Source organism: Xylanibacter muris (assembly GCF_013166605.1).
In the GTDB taxonomy this organism is placed as follows: Bacteria; Bacteroidota; Bacteroidia; order Bacteroidales; family Bacteroidaceae; genus Prevotella; species Prevotella muris.
Genome location: NZ_JABKKF010000002.1, coordinates 124520 through 143487, shown reverse-complemented (window position 1 = coordinate 143487; position 18968 = coordinate 124520). Strand labels below are relative to the sequence as shown.

14 protein-coding genes and 1 tRNA gene are annotated in these 18968 nt (G+C 44.1%); 10 read left to right on the top strand and 5 right to left on the bottom strand.

Annotation, left to right across the window (positions count from 1 at the left end; all coding sequences use genetic code 11):
* Window positions 1-10 precede the first annotated feature (10 nt).
* The 3 genes from HPS56_RS02670 (at window position 11) to HPS56_RS02660 (ending at window position 3402) form a co-directional block, all read left to right on the top strand.
* Complete coding sequence (locus HPS56_RS02670) at window positions 11-766, top strand: porin family protein (protein WP_172273442.1); 756 nt, start codon at window positions 11-13, stop codon at window positions 764-766.
* A gap of 31 nt (window positions 767-797) precedes the next feature.
* Window positions 798-2309: a peptide MFS transporter gene (locus HPS56_RS02665; protein WP_172273440.1), complete on the top strand. Its 1512-nt coding sequence runs from the start codon at window positions 798-800 to the stop codon at window positions 2307-2309.
* Window positions 2310-2421: 112 nt separating this feature from the next.
* The gene (locus HPS56_RS02660; protein ID WP_172273438.1) at window positions 2422-3402 is read left to right on the top strand and encodes an endonuclease/exonuclease/phosphatase family protein; all 981 of its coding nucleotides are present in this window, start codon (window positions 2422-2424) and stop codon (window positions 3400-3402) included.
* 225 nt (window positions 3403-3627) lie between these two features.
* Here the strand turns inward: HPS56_RS02660 and HPS56_RS02655 are convergent, their stop codons facing one another.
* Together HPS56_RS02655 and rlmD are read right to left on the bottom strand one after the other, a co-directional pair.
* Window positions 3628-4803 carry a porin gene (locus tag HPS56_RS02655; protein WP_253952367.1) on the bottom strand — a complete coding sequence of 392 codons (1176 nt, stop codon included), beginning with the start codon at window positions 4801-4803 and terminating at the stop codon, window positions 3628-3630.
* Between the two features lie 10 nt (window positions 4804-4813).
* Window positions 4814-6235: a 23S rRNA (uracil(1939)-C(5))-methyltransferase RlmD gene (gene rlmD, locus HPS56_RS02650; RefSeq protein ID WP_172273436.1), complete on the bottom strand. Its 1422-nt coding sequence runs from the start codon at window positions 6233-6235 to the stop codon at window positions 4814-4816.
* A 352-nt stretch (window positions 6236-6587) separates the two neighbouring features.
* Here rlmD and HPS56_RS02645 point away from each other — a divergent pair, with 352 nt between their 5' ends.
* Window positions 6588-7079: a 3'-5' exonuclease gene (locus HPS56_RS02645; protein ID WP_172273434.1), complete on the top strand. Its 492-nt coding sequence runs from the start codon at window positions 6588-6590 to the stop codon at window positions 7077-7079.
* A 302-nt stretch (window positions 7080-7381) separates the two neighbouring features.
* Entirely contained in the window at window positions 7382-10102 is a 2721-nt protein-coding gene (ppdK, locus tag HPS56_RS02640; RefSeq protein WP_172273432.1) for a pyruvate, phosphate dikinase, read from the top strand.
* 176 nt (window positions 10103-10278) lie between these two features.
* On the opposite strand, the gene HPS56_RS02635 is transcribed toward ppdK, so the two are convergent.
* Window positions 10279-10349, bottom strand: a tRNA-Cys gene (locus HPS56_RS02635).
* 142 nt (window positions 10350-10491) lie between these two features.
* On the opposite strand from HPS56_RS02635, the gene HPS56_RS02630 reads away from it, so the two are divergent.
* Window positions 10492-11316 carry an EFR1 family ferrodoxin gene (locus HPS56_RS02630; protein WP_172273430.1) on the top strand — a complete coding sequence of 275 codons (825 nt, stop codon included), beginning with the start codon at window positions 10492-10494 and terminating at the stop codon, window positions 11314-11316.
* A 50-nt stretch (window positions 11317-11366) separates the two neighbouring features.
* Window positions 11367-13205 (top strand): M6 family metalloprotease domain-containing protein, encoded by a 1839-nt coding sequence (locus HPS56_RS02625; RefSeq protein ID WP_172273428.1) that lies wholly within the window; start codon window positions 11367-11369, stop codon window positions 13203-13205.
* 71 nt (window positions 13206-13276) lie between these two features.
* On the opposite strand, the gene HPS56_RS02620 is transcribed toward HPS56_RS02625, so the two are convergent.
* Window positions 13277-13951: a YggS family pyridoxal phosphate-dependent enzyme gene (locus HPS56_RS02620; RefSeq protein WP_172274206.1), complete on the bottom strand. Its 675-nt coding sequence runs from the start codon at window positions 13949-13951 to the stop codon at window positions 13277-13279.
* Between the two features lies 1 nt (window position 13952).
* Entirely contained in the window at window positions 13953-14432 is a 480-nt protein-coding gene (locus HPS56_RS02615) for a DUF4494 domain-containing protein (protein WP_172273426.1), read from the bottom strand.
* Window positions 14433-14669: 237 nt separating this feature from the next.
* Between HPS56_RS02615 and HPS56_RS02610 the strand changes: the two genes are divergently transcribed.
* The 3 genes from HPS56_RS02610 (at window position 14670) to HPS56_RS02600 (ending at window position 18962) form a co-directional block, all read left to right on the top strand.
* A complete protein-coding gene (locus tag HPS56_RS02610; RefSeq protein ID WP_172273424.1) occupies window positions 14670-15875 on the top strand; it encodes a pyridoxal phosphate-dependent aminotransferase in 1206 nt (401 codons plus the stop codon).
* A gap of 107 nt (window positions 15876-15982) precedes the next feature.
* A complete protein-coding gene (locus tag HPS56_RS02605) occupies window positions 15983-17230 on the top strand; it encodes an ABC transporter permease (RefSeq protein WP_172273422.1) in 1248 nt (415 codons plus the stop codon).
* 70 nt (window positions 17231-17300) lie between these two features.
* A complete protein-coding gene (locus HPS56_RS02600; RefSeq protein WP_172273420.1) occupies window positions 17301-18962 on the top strand; it encodes an AMP-binding protein in 1662 nt (553 codons plus the stop codon).
* Window positions 18963-18968: the final 6 nt, after the last annotated feature.

Sequence of the window (18968 nt, the reverse complement as noted above, 5' to 3'; positions counted from 1 at the left end):
AGAAACAACTATGTATAGATATATATATGCCTTTCTTATGCTTATGCCGCTGTACGTAAAGGCACAGGTCGGTGACTACCGCAGCGAACTGAGCGTGGGAGTAAACGGAGGCTATGTGATGAGCAACGTGGGATTCAATCCTGATATACCGCAAACCAACCTCGGAGGCATGACGGGAGGACTTACCGTAAGATATACATGCGAAAAATATTTCAAAAGCATCTGCGCCCTCACAGGAGAAATAAACATAACCCAAACCGGATGGCGCGAAGATATAAGGAATGTGGAAGACATGCCTGTCATAAATCAGCATACAGGCTTACCTGAAGAATATGAACGCCGGATAACCTATATCCAGGTTCCCATGTTCGCGCGCCTCGGATGGGGACGCGAGCGTAAAGGCATGCAGTTCTTCTTCCAGGCCGGCCCTCAGATAGGCATATATCTCAGCGATAAGGCAAAAAGCAATTTCGACTACGACAAACGCAACATAGCCGACCGTGTCGGAGCACAACGTGACGCCGCACAGGATTCGCTGCCAATAAAGAACAAATTCGACTATGGCATCGCCGCCGGTCTCGGACTGGAATATTCCCATCCGAAAATGGGACACATAATAATAGAGGGAAGGTATTATTACGGTCTGGGCGACATGTTCGGAAACTCAAAGCGCGACTACTTCGGACGCAGCAACCTTGGAAACATTGTCATAAAGATGACATACATTTTTGACGTATTCAAATCAAAAAACGACAAAATAAGGTAACGCAACTATTAATAACTAAAATTATAAAATTATGTTTGAAGGACAACCTAAAGGTCTTTATGCGTTGGCTCTCGCCAACACCGGTGAACGCTTCGGCTACTACACCATGCTTGCCGTATTTGCGCTATTCCTGCGCGCCAACTTCGGCCTTGATCCGGGAACAGCCGGCATCATTTACAGTTCATTTCTAATGTTAGTATATTTTCTTCCTTTAATAGGAGGTATCATGGCCGACAAGTTCGGATTCGGACGCATGGTAACTATCGGTATTATTATCATGTTTACCGGATACCTGTTTCTGTCATTTCCACTGGGAGGCAACACAATGGCCCTTGTGTGCATGCTGGCGGCATTGCTTCTCATAAGTTTTGGAACAGGCCTGTTCAAGGGTAACCTGCAGGTAATGGTAGGAAACCTCTATGATGACCCGCGCTATTCCACAAAACGCGACTCTGGTTTTTCAATCTTTTATATGGCTATAAACATTGGTGCTCTTTTCGCTCCAACAGCCGCCGTACGCATAATGGAATGGGCTGAAAGTATAGGATACTCATCAAATGATGCATATCACTTTTCATTTGCAGTAGCATGTGCATCACTTATTCTTTCAATAGCAATCTATTATATATTCCGCCCGACATTCAGACATGTTGAGGGTGGCAAGAAAAAAGACGGCAATGCAACATCAACAGAACCGGAACTTTCACCGGCCGAAACCAAACAACGGATAATAGCCCTTTGCCTTGTATTTGCAGTGGTCATATTCTTTTGGATGGCATTCCATCAGAACGGACTCTCATTAACATATTTTGCAGATGAGTTCACATACAAAACAACAGAAGGTATTCAAAGTATGGCATTCGATGTATGGAATCTCGTACTTGTAATTATTATTGTATACGCAGCATTCTCTTTCTTCCAGAGCAGTACAACAAAAGTAAAAGGAAGATCAGGTGCCATAATTGCCGCAGCATTGGCTGCACTTATCTACAAATATTCTAACATTGATAATGAAACCACAATAACGGCTCCTATATTCCAACAGTTCAATCCTTTCTATGTTGTAGCCTTGACGCCTGTAAGCCTGGCTATATTCGGATCACTGGCAGCAAAAGGAAAAGAACCTTCAGCTCCACGTAAGATCGCATACGGCATGCTTATTGCAGCTATTGCGTTCGGCATTATGCTCTTAGGATCCATGAACCTGCTTACTCCTATCGAACAAAGCGCAGCAGGTGATGCAGCAAGATTCGTATCACCAAACTTACTGATTGTAACATATCTTGTACTGACATTCGGAGAGTTACTTTTAAGCCCTATGGGTATATCTTTTGTATCAAAAGTAGCTCCCCCTAAATATAAGGGTATGATGATGGGCGGATGGTTTGTAGCCACTGCACTGGGCAATCAGCTTGTCCTCGTAGGAGGTGTGCTTTGGGGCGATATTCCTCTCACTGTTGTTTGGGGAGTATTCATTGCCGTATGTCTCATTGCTGCAATATTCATGTTTGCAATGATGAAACGACTTGAAAGAATCGGCTAATAGCAAACATTTCTTTTATTTATGACATCCGCATCATAATCTTTATGTGGAGATTATGATGCGGATGTTATTTTATATACTTATTCCATACTATCACACTTACTCACTGCAAATGCTGTCACTTATCCTCACCTCACTGCTGACTTTCGTGGAACTAAACTGCGAAAACCTGTTCGATACACGGCACGACAGCCAGAAAAACGATACAGAATATTTACCGGAATCCACGCGCCATTGGACACGCACACGATATTGGAACAAAATAAACAACATAGCAAGAGAGATTATCTCATGCGGAGAGCCTCCCGCATACGTAACGGAAAAACATTGTGACATCCCGCAGGATTTCCATTTGCCGGACATTGTCGCTTTATGCGAAGTGGAGAACGACAGTGTAATGAATGACCTCACCAAACGCTCTCTTCTCAGGAACTGCAATTATGATTATGTGATGACAAGTTCCGAAGACGAACGCGGCATAGATGTGGCGCTAATGTACCATAAATTCACATTCAGAATCATAACACACTACCCCATACGTGTGCCGACGGTAAAAGGCATGCGCAAGACAAGAGACATACTGTATGTGAAAGGACAAACGCAAGACAACGACACACTGCATATATTCGTCGTACATGCCCCGAGCAGATTTGGAGGTGAAAGGAAAACACGGCCGTTCAGAATGGCCGTGGCGGAAAGACTGTCTGAATCAATAGACTCTGCCGCCTTGTCCGCCCAAGACCCAAACATAATCGTGGCCGGAGACTTTAACGACGGCATCGGAAGTAATGCCATGAAACATGTATGCAGCCATGGGATGACAAACATCACACACAACGCATCCGGAGCCAAAGGCACATACCGGTATAAAGGAAAATGGGAACGAATCGACCATATACTTGGCTCAAGAAACATTGCATCCAACACCATTGCCACATATATCCACTGTCCGGCATTTCTCGTTGAAGAAGACACTAAATATGGCGGCACAAAGCCACGGAGGACATATAACGGATACCGGTATTCAAAACAAGGATTCAGCGACCACCTTCCTCTCGTCGCATGGTTGCGCCTCGGGAAACGGCATTATTGACACGAAAATGCCATGTTCTCAAACTTCAAACAGGCCATTCACAAACCTTCCGACTTAAGTCAGACGACCTTCCGACATAAGTCAGACACCTTTCCGACTTAAGTCAGACACTCTTCCGACTTAAGTCGGAAAGTAAATCATTGTGCTTTTCACGGTTTGAGAACGGCCATAATAAAAAGATAAGCCTCCGGTTTTCATAGTCAAACCGGAGGCTTATCTTTATCATTAGAATCTCAGGCAAAACTCAAAATCCAACATGCCGTAGTTTTGCTTCATACTGTTTGCCCTGTCGTTTACAAAGGCATATTCACACTGAAGCTCCAGGTTTTTATGAAACAGATAATTCAGGCCCACCTCATAGAATGTCTTTGAAGTATTCCATGCGGCCGACTTCCGGTACAAATCATAACGCATCTTAAAGCTGAGCTTATCTGGTATGACAGGAGCAATGCACAAGGCATATATGCCGTCAGACTTATTTCCGGCGCCACCGTTCACCTCTATATTATCCTCACTGTCTGTATCCTTAAAACTGTATCCCGTACTGTGTATATACTCCGAACGCAACTGCCACCCGGCTTTTCTATACTCGACGCTAAAAGCATACCTGTACTGGTTGAGGCTCACCAGGCCGCTATATGTCTGTGGACCTGTCACACCGTCGACAGTGCAGCTTCCTTTACGGGCATACGACCCGGCCCATCCGAAAGCCCCGATACGCATTCCTTCCAAAGGCGATACCCATAAACCTCCTATAACATCTTTCTGATTGTCTACATCGCTGCAGTTTATGCCCTGCCCGTTGAACACCCCGACTTCATAATGAATAAGGTTGCGACCGTGGCTGTCGGGAAGAAAATCTCCCTGCAACTGCACTCCTATGTCACGGCCGTTACTGGCATGCTCTCCGTTACGGTCGGTAAATCCGGCTAACCTGCTTACATTCTGCGAATAGCACATAAATCCCTGGTCGATAGGATTCATCGGATTTTCAAAAGTAAAAGGACGTTTGAACTGTCCGGCTTTCACCTTTAAAAAACCGTATTTCTGCCATTCAACAAAAAGGTCGACAATCCTCGGGCTGTTTCTCAACGTCGATGTGTTTCCATTTATCTGACCTTGTATCTTATATTCGAAATCATCGAGTATACGCCCGCCAACCGACAAACGGGCCATACGCAAATCAAATGAATTGCTCTTGTTTCCATCCTGTAGGCTTGCCTGATAGCGACCTATCATATAACCGCTGAATTTGGGCTTGCCCACAAGTGGCCTGACACTATCCGTTCCCTTATCTGCAACGGGCGGGACCACCGGACCGACCGCGGATGCAACGGAAACAGAAAACAACGCTGCCGTCACACCAAAGAACCTTACTATTGTCTTAAACATTCTTTCCATAACCAATACCCTATCCTCTCTTTTCAAGCAATACAACATTCTCCACATGCGGTGTATGGGGGAACATGTCGACCGGCTGTACCGCAACAATCCGATAAGCCTTGTCAAGCAGCGACAGGTCACGGGCCTGAGTGGCCGGATTACAGCTGACATAAACTATCCGCAGAGGCTGTGCCCGCAGTATCGTATCTACAACATCCTGATGCATTCCTGCCCGTGGCGGGTCTGTTATTATCACGTCCGGACGCCCGTGGGCTGCTATAAACTCATCAGTAAGAATATCTTTCATGTCTCCTGCATAAAACAGGGTATTGCCGATACCGTTAATCTCTGAATTTACTTTTGCATCCTCAATCGCCTCCGGCACGTATTCTATACCGATAACCTTACGTGCCTTACCGGCAACAAAGTTGGCAATAGTGCCGGTACCGGTATAGAGATCATATACCAATTCATTACCCGTAAGTGCGGCAAACTCACGTGCCACACAATAAAGAAGGTAAGCCTGCTCGGTATTGGTCTGATAGAAACTCTTAGGACCGACCTTGAACCTCAAGTCCTCCATTGTTTCAAAAATATAGCCGTTACCTTTGAACACCACCACTTCCTGGTCACCGATGGTATCGTTGCACTTCTGATTGTTTACATACATAAGTGCCGTAATCTCAGGAAAAGCTCCGGCGATATGCTCCATAAGTCTCCTGGCACGCTCTTCGTCACCCTCCTCATCATAATGGAACTGCACTATAAGCATCCATTCCCCTGTGTTGGAATTTCTTATTATAATGTCTCTGAGAAGTCCGTGTTGAGCTCTCAGATCAAAAAAAGTCAGACCGTTATCAAAAGCATAGTCACGGATGCTGTTCCGCACCCTGTTATGGAAATCATCCATAAGATGACATTTCTCTATAGGCAGAATCTTGTCAAACGCACCTGTTATATGAAAACCGATGCCGTTCATATTATCATACTCCACACCGGAAGCAATCTGATCTTTTGTCAGCCAGCGTTTATTGCAGCACCCGAACTCCAGTTTGTTGCGGTATTCCGTTGTCTTCACAGAGCCAAGTATAGGCCTGAATTCGGGAAGATCCACCTTGCCAATCCTTACAAGCTGGTCGTGCACCTGCTTCTGCTTTGCTTTCAACTGCTCTTCGTATGGCAGGTTCTGCCACTTGCATCCTCCGCACACCCCAAAGTGCTCACAAAAAGGAGTCACACGCACCTTGCTATATTCGACAAAACGTATCACTTCCGCTTCCCAATAGCTGTGGCGTTTCTTTCTGACCTGCAAGTCCACGACATCACCGGGCACAGTAAAAGGCACAAATACAACAATGTCATTTACACGGGCCAAGGATTTTCCTTCCGCCGCCACATCCGTTATAGTCACATTCTCCAATATTGGCAATGGTTTCTTCTTTCTACTCATTATATATATTATAAATTTGACTGCAAAATTACAAATTTTACATCATATATGAAATCTATTATATAAGTTTTTAAAAGAACACAAATGCGGCATTAATACAAAATACAACAGAAAAAGATATTATTACCCGACCTGCCGGCCTAAAACGGCAGACTTAATTAATGTTTAAAATAAAAAACCGCAAGCTGAATGAAGATATAAAACTTGTTTTGGCTATGCCGGGGCGTAGCGTTTATTCAAACGCACAGTTTAAAATAACAATGAAAAAGCGGAATTTGTGCCACGACTTACGCTGATTTATTGTACTTTTGCAGAAAACAACAAATAAAACATCACCGCTTTTAATCAGATAATGAAGGATTTTGCAGCAATAGATTTCGAAACGGCCAATAATGAGCGTTCATCCGTCTGCTCTGTGGGAATTGTCATCGTAAGAAACGGAATGATTACAGACTCTTTTTACTCACTGATACAACCTGAGCCGAACTATTATAACTATTGGTGCTCACAAGTACATGGCCTATGCAGGAAAGATACAGACAACGCACAGGTATTTCCATTCGTCTGGTCACATATAGAGCCATTAATAGACGGGCTTCCGCTCGTTGCCCATAACAGGCCTTTCGACGAGGGGTGTCTGAAAGCAGTGTTCCGGGTTTATCAGATGGTTTATCCCGACTACGAATTTCATGACACACTCAGCGTCTCACGCCGCAAAATGCCAGAATTGGAAAACCACAAGCTGCATACCGTAGCGGCGGCATGCGGCTATCAATTAAAAAAACATCATCACGCACTGGCAGATGCTGAAGCATGTGCATGGATTGCAATGAAAATTCTTTAACCGCAAATATTAAATGAGACAAATTCGCCGACCTGCACAAAAGCACTTAATCCCGAACTACATTACAGCTTTCCGGACAGGCATCTACATGCATGGCATCCAACAAGACGACAAACGGCTGCCGACATATAACAGCAGACAATATATGTAAAGCATATAGCCGGCAAAAGACAAAACAGCGAAAATGCAATACCCACTTTGCAATTTTTCACTGTTTTTCTTGCACGTAAAAAGGAAAAGCCTTATATTTGCATAATATAAAAACTTTTATAATTAAAAACGGAAATAATATAAACTAACTTATGAATGAAAAAAGAGTTTATACCTTCGGTAATGGAAATGCCGAAGGAAAAGCAGATATGAGAAATCTGCTTGGAGGAAAAGGTGCCAACTTGGCGGAAATGAACCTTATCGGAGTTCCCGTACCTCCCGGATTCACTATCACCACCGATGTATGCAACGAATACTTTGAGAAGGGCAAGGATATTGTTGTTAATCTGCTGCAGGACGAAGTAATCAAATCCGTTCATCATATCGAGAATCTGATGGACAGCAAATTCGGTGATATAGAAAATCCTCTTCTTGTCAGCGTACGTTCCGGCGCACGCGCATCTATGCCGGGCATGATGGACACAATCCTAAACCTTGGTCTTAATGATGAGGTGGTTGCCGGACTTGCAAGAAAAACAGGTAACGAGCGTTTTGCGTATGACAGCTACCGCCGTTTTGTGCAGATGTACGGTGATGTTGTACTCGGCATGAAACCGGTAAACAAAGAAGACATCGACCCGTTTGAGGCCATCATAGAGGAAGTAAAGGCACAGAGAGGCATCAAGCTTGACAACGAGATGACCATCGACGAGCTTAAGCAGCTCGTTGAGAAGTTCAAGGCTGCCATCAAAGAACAGACCGGCAAGGAATTCCCGACAAATCCGATGGAACAGCTTTGGGGCGCTATCTGCGCTGTGTTTGACTCATGGATGAACGACCGCGCCATCCTTTACCGTAAGATGGAAGGCATACCTGCAGAATGGGGTACAGCCGTAAACGTACAGGCCATGGTGTTCGGAAACATGGGCGCATCATCCGCAACCGGTGTATGTTTCAGCCGCGATGCCGCAACGGGAGAAAACCTCTTCAACGGAGAATACCTTGTCAACGCACAGGGCGAGGACGTGGTTGCCGGTATCCGCACACCGCAGCAGATTACCAAGGAAGGCTCACTGCGTTGGGCAGCACTGCAAGGCATCAGCGAGGAAGAGCGCGCAAGCAAATATCCTTCAATGGAAGAGGCTATGCCTGAAATCTATGCCAACCTTAACGCTTTGCAGCACAAGCTTGAGAAGCACTACCATGATATGCAGGATATGGAATTCACCGTACAGGAAGGCAAGCTGTGGTTCCTCCAGACACGTAACGGAAAGCGCACAGGCACTGCCATGGTAAAGATTGCCATGGACTTGCTCCGCGAAGGTGAAATTGATGAAAAGACAGCACTCTTACGCTGTGAGCCTCAGAAGCTTGACGAACTGCTGCATCCGGTGTTCGACAAAGAGGCTCTTAAGAAAGCCAAGGTAATCACACAGGGTCTGCCCGCCTCACCCGGTGCGGCCTGCGGACAGATTGTGTTCCATGCGGATGACGCACAGAAATGGCGTGACGACGGCCATCGTGTAATCATGGTACGTATTGAGACATCCCCTGAAGATTTGGCAGGTATGTCTGCTGCCGAGGGCATCCTTACAGCCCGCGGAGGTATGACATCACATGCAGCGGTTGTTGCCCGCGGTATGGGTAAGTGCTGTGTATCCGGTGCCGGTGCAATCAATGTAAATTACAAGAACAAGACTGTTGAAGTAGAAGGTGTAATATATAAGGAAGGCGACTATCTTTCACTTAACGGTTCTACCGGACAGGTTTATGCAGGCGAGATTCCGACAAAGGCGGCTGAGCTTTCAGGTGACTTCAAGGCCCTGATGGATCTCTGCGACAAATATACCAAACTCCAGGTACGTACAAATGCCGACACTCCACACGATGCACAGGTGGCACGCTCATTCGGTGCGAAAGGTATAGGACTTACACGTACAGAGCACATGTTCTTTGAAGATCAGAAGATTGTTGCCATGCGTGAGATGATTCTCGCAGATTCTGTTGAAGGACGCGAGAAAGCCCTTGCAAAACTTCTTCCGTATCAGAAAGCCGACTTTAAGGGCATCTTGGATGCTATGGACGGCTGTCCGGTGAACATCCGCCTGCTTGACCCGCCACTTCACGAGTTCGTACCGCATGACTTGAAAGGCCAGCAAATTATGGCAGAAGAAATGGGTGTAAGTGTTGAGGAAATACAGAAGCGTGTTGCAAGCCTTGCAGAAAACAACCCGATGCTTGGTCATCGCGGATGCCGCCTCGGTATTACATTCCCCGAAATAACAGCCATGCAGACACGTGCCATACTCAGCGCGGCATGCGAATTGAAAAAAGACGGCAAAGACCCGAAACCGGAAATCATGGTGCCTCTGATTGGTATTCTCTATGAGTTCAAACAGCAGAAGGAAATCATCATGAAGACAGCCAAGGAAGTATTTGCAGAAGAAGGCATAGAGGTTGAGTTTGAGGTTGGAACAATGATCGAGATTCCGCGTGCTGCACTTACTGCTGACCGCATAGCTTCTGAAGCAGAATACTTCTCATTCGGAACAAACGACCTGACACAGATGACATTCGGTTACTCACGCGATGATATCGCAAGCTTCCTGCCGGCATATCTTGACAAGAAGATTCTTAAGGTAGACCCGTTCCAGGTTTTGGATCAGAATGGTGTCGGACAGCTCATCAAGATGGCTGTGGAAAAAGGCCGCGCCGTACGTCCTGGAATGCGTACAGGTATCTGCGGTGAGCACGGAGGCGAACCTTCATCAGTGAAGTTCTGTGCTAAGGTTGGTATGGATTATGCATCATGCTCTCCATTCCGTGTGCCAATCGCACGTTTGGCTGCGGCGCAGGCTGCTGTTGAGGATTAATCCTTAGCTTTAAAGCTATATAAAAGAATTGTTAAGGTTGCAACAATCCCTATGAGGCGATGTTGCAACCTTAATAGTTTTATTTTAAAACCATATATTGAATAAGTGGGAGCAACGGATTTTCCCGCAAAGAAAAAAAGAGCTATGTTCAATGAAACACAGCTCTTTTTACTTTGAGGTACCTAGCAGAGTCGAACTGCTCTACACGGTTTTGCAGACCGTTACCTAACCGATCGGCCAAGGTACCATTCCTTATTTGCGAGTGCAAAGGTAGTAAGTTTTTTCTTTTATTCCAAATTTTTTCGTATGTTTTTTCAAAAAAAGCATGATATATACATTTTAACACATAAATATTTTGTCCTTTCTGCAACATATCGTATCTTTGTAACATGATTTTCTACTTTTCAGGCACAGGCAATACCAGATGGATAGCAGAAAAACTATCGGGACGTTTAAATGAAGAATTAATCGCAATAGCAGAAAAAAATTCAACTAATCATGTCTACCATCTGAAAGCAAACGAACGTATCGGTTTTTGTTTTCCTGTTCACGGATGGCAACCGCCACATATCGTAAGACAATTCATAAGGAACTTGAAGATTGACCTGCCACAGCGACATTATTGCTTTGCAGTATGTTCCTGTGGAGATAATATCGGTGACACTATAAAGATACTCAATAATGAACTTAACGCAAAGGGATTAAATACAGACTCCGCCTTTTCTGTCATTATGCCCGAGTCATACGTATGCCTGCCTTTCATGGATACTGATTCAAAAGAAAAAGCAAACGAGAAAATCCAAAATGCAGAAAAGCAAATCGAAAGAATTGCATCTGTCATAGAAAAAAGAGAGACAGCCATTGAAGAAACAAAAAAGGGAACAATGCCTTTTGTGCTGTCACATATAATAGGCGCGTTCTTTAATAAATATATGATAACGGACAAACCGTTCAGAGTTGATACAGAAAAATGCATCAGCTGCGGAAAATGTATGAAAGCATGTCCGACAAACAACATTATAATGGAACCAAGGAACAGGAATGAGAATACGCAGGACAAAAAACTTCCATCATGGAACAGAAACGGAACCTGCACAACATGTCTCGCCTGTTATCACCATTGTCCCGTACATGCAATAAACTATGGTCCGATAACCGCAAAAAGAGGACAGTATTACTTCAAAAAAGAAACAGGCAAAGAATATGACCTGTAACAAAGGTTATTGATAAACCAAATCAGAAAGAATATAAACAACAAAGGAACATGAAATACTTAATGACATTCATTTTCATTTTCACCTCAGCCATCGGCTGGGCTGTAAAAATGAAGCCCGGTGCGACAAAGGTGCGGCAGGCAGACGGAACCACAATAACCATTAAAGGTTTCGGAGACGAGGATTTTCATTATCTTACAACCACAGACGGTGTACTTCTCGTGCAAGAAAGTAAAGGATATTTTATTGCAAAAGTAGATGACAACGGAATGCTGGCATCCACGGGAGTACTCGCACACGACATTCATCAAAGGAATATAGAAGAAAAAGAGCTCATTTTGCTGCAAGACAAACAACTGTTTGCGGAAAAGCTCAATGGGAACAGAGAGAAAAGAAGAATCATGCGCGAACCGGTAGAGAACAACCCTACCCTTTTCCCTCATACAGGAAACCCGAAAGTTCCTGTACTCCTGGTACAATTCAGCGATGTGCCATTCAGTGTGTCCGACCCCAAAAACACATTCAACAAATATCTTAACGCCGAAGCTCTGTTTGACAAAAATACGGATAAAGACATGGGAAGGAACTATGGAAGCGTAAAGAAGTATTTCTCAGACATGAGCCACGGTAAGTTCACTCCACAATTTGATGTATATGGTCCTATACAATTAGAAAAACCGATGTCATATTACGGAAGAACGGAAAATATGACCGCCCTGTTCAGCGATGCATGCGCAGCTGCGGAAAACATGGCGGACTTCACACAATATGACAGCAACAACGATGGAAACATTGACCTCATATACATAATATATGCCGGATTCTCTGAAAGCATTGCCGGAAACTCAGAAGACTGCATATATCCAAAATCAGGAACTTTATATGGTATAAGCATCGATGGAAAGGGTGTATGCAGATATGGCGTCAACAATGAATTGAACGGAACACCGGAAGATCAGGCCAACGGACCGCTCATCAACGGCATTGGCCTTTTCTGCCACGAGTTTTCCCATTGCATGGGACTTCCTGACCTCTATCCGACGCCAGGAAGCCTTGCTGAAAGAAGTATCGACCACAATCTTGACTATTGGGATTTGATGGATGCCGGAGAATATACATTCAACGGCTATCGCCCGACAGAGTACTCAGCCTGGGAACGGGAAGCGTTCGGATGGACCACAATAGACACCCTGAAAATATCATGCGACATCACTTTGAGCACACTTGCCGACAATGGAAAGGCATACAAAATCATAAATGACAATGACCCTTCAGGAAATGAATACTACATCGTCGAGAATGTACAGCAACAGGGATGGAACAGGTATCTGTTCGGACACGGTATGCTGGTATACCATATAGACTACAAGGCAGACAGATTTTCTTTAGGCGGATGTAAGGTAAACAGTGAGTTAGGACATCCAAGAATGACACTTATTGCCGCCGACGGAACATTCATACCGGAATATTTCATAGCCGAGAATATTGTCGAAAGCGATGACGATTTCCTCAAATCATGGAACAAGCCACTATACGACAAATACGGTGGTCAGACATTCAGCAACAACATGTATAAAGCAGAGGCTGCGGGCGACCCTTATCCCGGAACATCCGGCAATACGGAACTTACCGACAACACACAACCAAAGGCATGGGTATATACAGGTGAAGGAATGTCAAAGGCGATAACAGCAATAAGTGAAGATGTAGAAAACGGCACCGTCTCGTTCAAGTTCATGAATGGAGGTGTCGGCATAGAATCCACAACAAACGATTCGCAGAACCAAGACAATACCATATTTTCACTATCCGGAGTGCGCATGGACAACAATGTAAGACAACTTCCGAAAGGTATATATATAAGAAACAGCAAGGTCTTCGTTAAATAAAACGAATGGCGGACTGCAATAATGTTTGCAGTCCGCCATTCGTTTTATTTAAAACTATGTCTTGAATAACATCAATACACCCGGGGACCGAAAATAGTGGTACCGATACGCACCATCGTACTTCCACATTCCATCGCAATCATATAGTCGTCACTCATTCCCCATGAACGTTCGCAAAAAGCATCGTCCGCAGCAAAATACTTCTCCTTTATTTCATGAAATAACGCTTCCGCAACAGAAAACTCACTGCGTATGCGCTCATTGTCATCAACAAACGATGCCATGGCCATCAAGCCACATATTCTTACATTTCTCAAATCACGCCATTCTCCATCGTCAAGGAACTTCCGGCACGCATCAGGTGTAAATCCAAACTTCGTAGCCTCTTCGGCAATATGCAACTCAAGCAGGACATCTATCACACGGCCGTGCTTTTCGGCATGTTTGTTTATCTCCTTTAAAAGTTTCAGCGAATCCACAGATTCTATCATAGAAATATAAGGAGCGATATACTTCACTTTATTTGTCTGAAGATGTCCAATAAAATGCCACTCTATATCCTTAGGCAAGCACTCATATTTTCTTGAAAGTTCCTGTTCATGACTTTCTCCGAACACACGTTGTCCCTCCTTATAAGCAATCTCTATGCATTCAACGGGGTGATACTTGCTTATAGCCACAAGCCGGACGTGTTCCGGCAGAGTGTTTCTGACCTCAATCAAATGTTTCCTGACATCGTAGTCCATATCATCCCTCATACTCCGGTTTGTCGTCAGCTTCTTTCTTTTTATATTCAAAAACATCCATCAGCTGGGTTTCCGCCACAGACACTATTGCATAGTCTATCATTGTGGTTCCCATAACCTCATCAATATTCTTTACTGCCCCATTAAGAGTTCCGGCATTCACAAGATAGTTTACATTCGAACGTTTCTCCTTCTCTGTCTTTTCATCTATTGTGATAAACTGAAGTTTTGCCTTATACCATCTGTCTGCAGAATCAAGGTCGCTGAAGAATATCTCCTTATATGCAGCCTTCTTTATATCAGCCACCTCAAACTCACCGCTTATATATGACGACATCTCATCAATTATGCGCTGCTCGGCCTCAGTAAAGCTAAGAGCGTCTACGGTATACGATTCCGTGACTTTCTTCTGCATGCCGTCTTCCATAGTTTTTTCATAACGAATCTTGCATTCAAACCAATTTGCAGTCCTACTTCTCATCCTTATTATTTATTTAAACATATTGTATTCCGTCCCGTATTTAAAGACACCCCAAATACATAGATGAATATTGCATATTTAAAGAGTCTTAATGGGAAAACGATTTTTTGCAGCACAAAATTAGTTCAATAAATTGATATTGAAGCACAGAGAGTTAAAAAATATGTTAAGTTGACTGATTTTAAATTATAAATAGTACCTTTGCACTTGAAAAAAATCTCATAAAATTATACTAAAATGCCGGAGATATCCGTACGCGGACTCGAAATGCCGGAGTCACCCATCAGGAAACTGTCCCCTTTGGCCGCAGCAGCCAAAAAGAGAGGGATAAAAGTGTATCACCTAAATATCGGGCAACCGGATTTGCCAACACCGCAAGCCGGTCTTGACGCACTAAAGCACATAAACAACACCATCCTGGAATATTCACCTTCACAGGGATATCTGAGCTACAGGCAGAAGCTCACGGAGTATTACAGGAAATACAACATAAATGTGACAGCAGACGACATTATCATTACATCAGGCGGAAGCGAGGCTGTGCTTTTCGCATTTATGTCGTGCCTTAATCCCGGTGATGAGATAATCATTCCCGAACCGGCATACGCCAACTATATGGCATTCGCCATATCTGCAGGCGCAAAGATACGCACCATCGCAACAACCATAGAGGAAGGGTTTTCTTTGCCAAAAGTTGAAAAGTTCGAAAAGCTCATAAATGACCGTACGCGTGCAATTATGATATGCAATCCGAACAATCCCACCGGCTATCTGTATACACGGCGGGAAATGAACCAAATACGCGACCTTGTAAAGAAATATGACCTTTATCTATTTTCAGACGAGGTGTACCGCGAATACATTTACACAGGCTCTCCATATATCAGTGCCTGCCATTTGGAAGGCATAGAGCAGAATGTCATACTTATAGACTCTGTATCGAAACGCTATTCGGAATGCGGAATAAGAATTGGAGCGCTTATCACCAAGAATGAAGAAGTGCGCAAGGCCGTTATGAAATTCTGTCAGGCACGCCTTTCCCCTCCACTAATAGGACAGATTGTGGCAGAAGCCTCGCTTGACGCTCCGGAAGAATACTACCGTGATGTTTACGATGAATATGTCGAAAGGCGAAAATGCCTTATTGACGGCCTCAACAGGATACCGGGCGTTTACTCCCCTATTCCCATGGGGGCTTTCTATACTGTTGCCAAACTGCCCGTCGATGACAGCGAAAAGTTCTGCCGGTGGTGTCTTTCTGATTTCAACTATGAAGGAGAAACCGTAATGATGGCTCCTGCCGCAGGCTTTTATACTACTCCCGAAGCAGGTATCAACCAAGTACGCATAGCATACGTCCTCAAAAAAGAAGACCTTACAAGAGCACTTGTCGTTCTGAGAAAAGCACTTGAGGCATATCCGGGAAGAGTCGACAGCGAATAAATAACGCCACGGCTGTAGAAAAGACAAACGCGAAGTATCATAAAACAAGCACATTTGCTTCAAAAAACAGAACACATCAGTCATTAAACCCAAACACCACAGAGAAATTGAATTTCCCTTTATTCATAGCAAGACGCATATACAGCAATAAAAGCGACAAGCGCAAAGTGAGCCGCCCTGCAATACATATTGCCACAATCGGAGTGGCAACAGGATTGGCAGTAATGATTATCACTGTGTCAGTAGTACTTGGATTCAAACATAGTATACGCGACAAAGTGATAGGATTCGGAAGCCACATACAGGTCATGAACTTTCTGACAATGCAAAGCTCTGATCCGTATCCTATATGTATAGACGACAGCATGATTAATGTGTTGAGACACATAGAAGGGGTGAAGCATGTACAGAGATATGCTCTGACACAAGGAATACTGAAAACCGATTCCGATTTTCTCGGCATATCGTTCAAGGGCATTAGCCGTGAATACGATACTGCATTCATAAAAAGTAATCTCAATTACGGCTCCATTCCTGTATTCGATGGAAAATCAGGAAAATACGATATTCTTATCTCACAACAGACAGCAGACAAGCTACGGCTGAAAGCAGGCGACAAGGTGTTTGCATATTTCTTTGCAGACAACAATGTAAGCACAAGACGGTTTAAGGTTGCAGGAATATTCCAGACAAACATGTCGCAGTTTGACAACAGCATGTGCTTCATCGACTATCAGACAGCCGTCAAACTGAACAGATGGCTTCCTGAACAGTGCACCGGAGCAGAATTGACAGTAACAGACTTTAACAGGCTCGAAAGCATCAATGAAGAAGTGATAGAAAACGTGAACAGGACTTCAGACAAGTACGGAGACACGTTCACCTCGCAGACAATACACGAAAGCTATCCTCAAATATTCTCATGGCTGGAACTACTCGACATAAACGTCTGGGTAATATTGATACTTATGATGTGCGTTGCCGGATTCACCATGATTTCCGGACTTCTGATAATAATCCTTGAACGAACCGGGATGATCGGGACACTCAAGGCACTCGGGGCAAAAGACAAAACCATACGACATACCTTCCTGTGGTTTGCCGTATTCATAATAGGAAAAGGACTTCTATGGGGAAATATAGCCGGCATAGGCCTTATACTCATCCAAAAGTATACAGGCATGGTCAGCCTCGACCCTGCAACATATTATGTAAATACAGCTCCTGTGGAAATAAACATACCGCTGTTCGCACTGATAAATATTTCCACACTGTTAATAAGCGTATTTGTATTAATAGCTCCAAGCTATCTTATTTCACATATACATCCTGCAAAATCAATGCGCTACGAATAGATTTTGCACATTTAATTTTGAAGTGTGCAGAAAATAGACTATCTTTGCACACGAATCATAAATATGTGCAATGACAACTTTTCACAGTTTTAACTCTTATATCGAAAAAAGCATCAAAGAGAATTGGAATTCTGACGCTCTTACCGATTATAAAGGCATAACTTTACAGTTCCACGATGTGGCACGTAAAATCGAGAAAATACATATATTGTTTGAAAACAGTGGTTTAAAAAAGGGAGACAAGGTTGCCTTATGCGGACGCAACAGCGCGCATTGGGCCGTAGCATTCTTTGCGACACTCACCTACGGGGCCGTGGCAGTACCGATTCTTCATGAGTTCAACAGCGACCAGATACACAATATAGTAAACCACAGCGGGTCAAAAATATTCTTCATCGGTGACTTTGTTGCACAGACTATTGTTCCCGATGCCATGCCGGACCTTGAAGGAATAATAAATCTTCCGGATTTCTCAATAAACGTTTCACGTTCTGAAAAACTCACGTATGCACGAGAGCACCTGAACGAGCTTTTCGGGAAAAAATATCCAAACGCTTTCCGTGCAAACCATGTAAAATACCATAAAGACAAGGCGGAAGAGCTGGCACTTATAAACTACACAAGCGGGACAACAGGATTCTCAAAAGGAGTAATGCTCCCCTATCGTGCCCTTTGGGGAAATCTCGACTTCTGCTTCTCTGCCATAGGCACCAAAATAAAACAGGGAAGCCCTATCTTAAGCATTCTCCCCATGGCACACATGTACGGAATGGCAATAGAATTCATATTCCCGTTCTGCCACGGATGTCATCTCTTCTTCCTCACCCGTCTGCCTTCACCGGCAATAATCTCACAAGCATTCGCAGACGTCCACCCCGCAATTGTGATATCGGTGCCGTTAGTTGTGGACAAGATCATACGAAAAGGGGTTTTCCCGAAGATACAGAACAACCGTATGAGACTTCTGCTCAACATGCCTATCATAAGCAAGAAAGTAAAACAAAAGATATGCGAGCAGGTAATGAATGTGTTTGGAGGCAACGCTTACGAGGTGATCGTCGGAGGTGCGGCACTGAACCAGGAAATAGAGGAGTTTCTTAAAAGCATCGACTTTCCGATAACTGTAGGATACGGAGCAACGGAATGTGCACCGCTGATAACTTTCAGCGACTATAATGACTTCATCCCTGGAAGCTGCGGAACGGCAGTCGGTCACATGGAAGTGAAAATACTCAGCCCTGACCCGGAAAACATTCCCGGTGAAATCGTAACCCGAGGCACAAACGTAATGCTCGGATACTACAAAAACGAAAAAGCCACAACGGAAGTTCTCGACAAGGAAGGATGGTATCACACAGGAGATCTCGGAACAATGAGTGCGGACGGCCACGTGTTCATAAGGGGCCGCATAAAGAATATGATACTGGGAGCAAACGGCCAAAACGTATATCCTGAAGAAATTGAAGACAAGCTCAATTCAATGGCAATGGTCAGCGAGAGCCTGATAATACAGAAAGGGGACAAACTCATTGCATTGATACACCCCGATTACGAAGAAGCACACAATCTCGGATTCACTGACAAAGACCTGGAGGATATCATGGAACAAAACAGACAGGAAATAAATGAAACAATGCCGGCATACTGCCGTCTGTCCGGGATAAGGCTCCACAAGGAAGAGTTTGCAAAAACTCCCAAAAAGAGTATCAAACGTTATCTTTACAATGAATAAAACTTA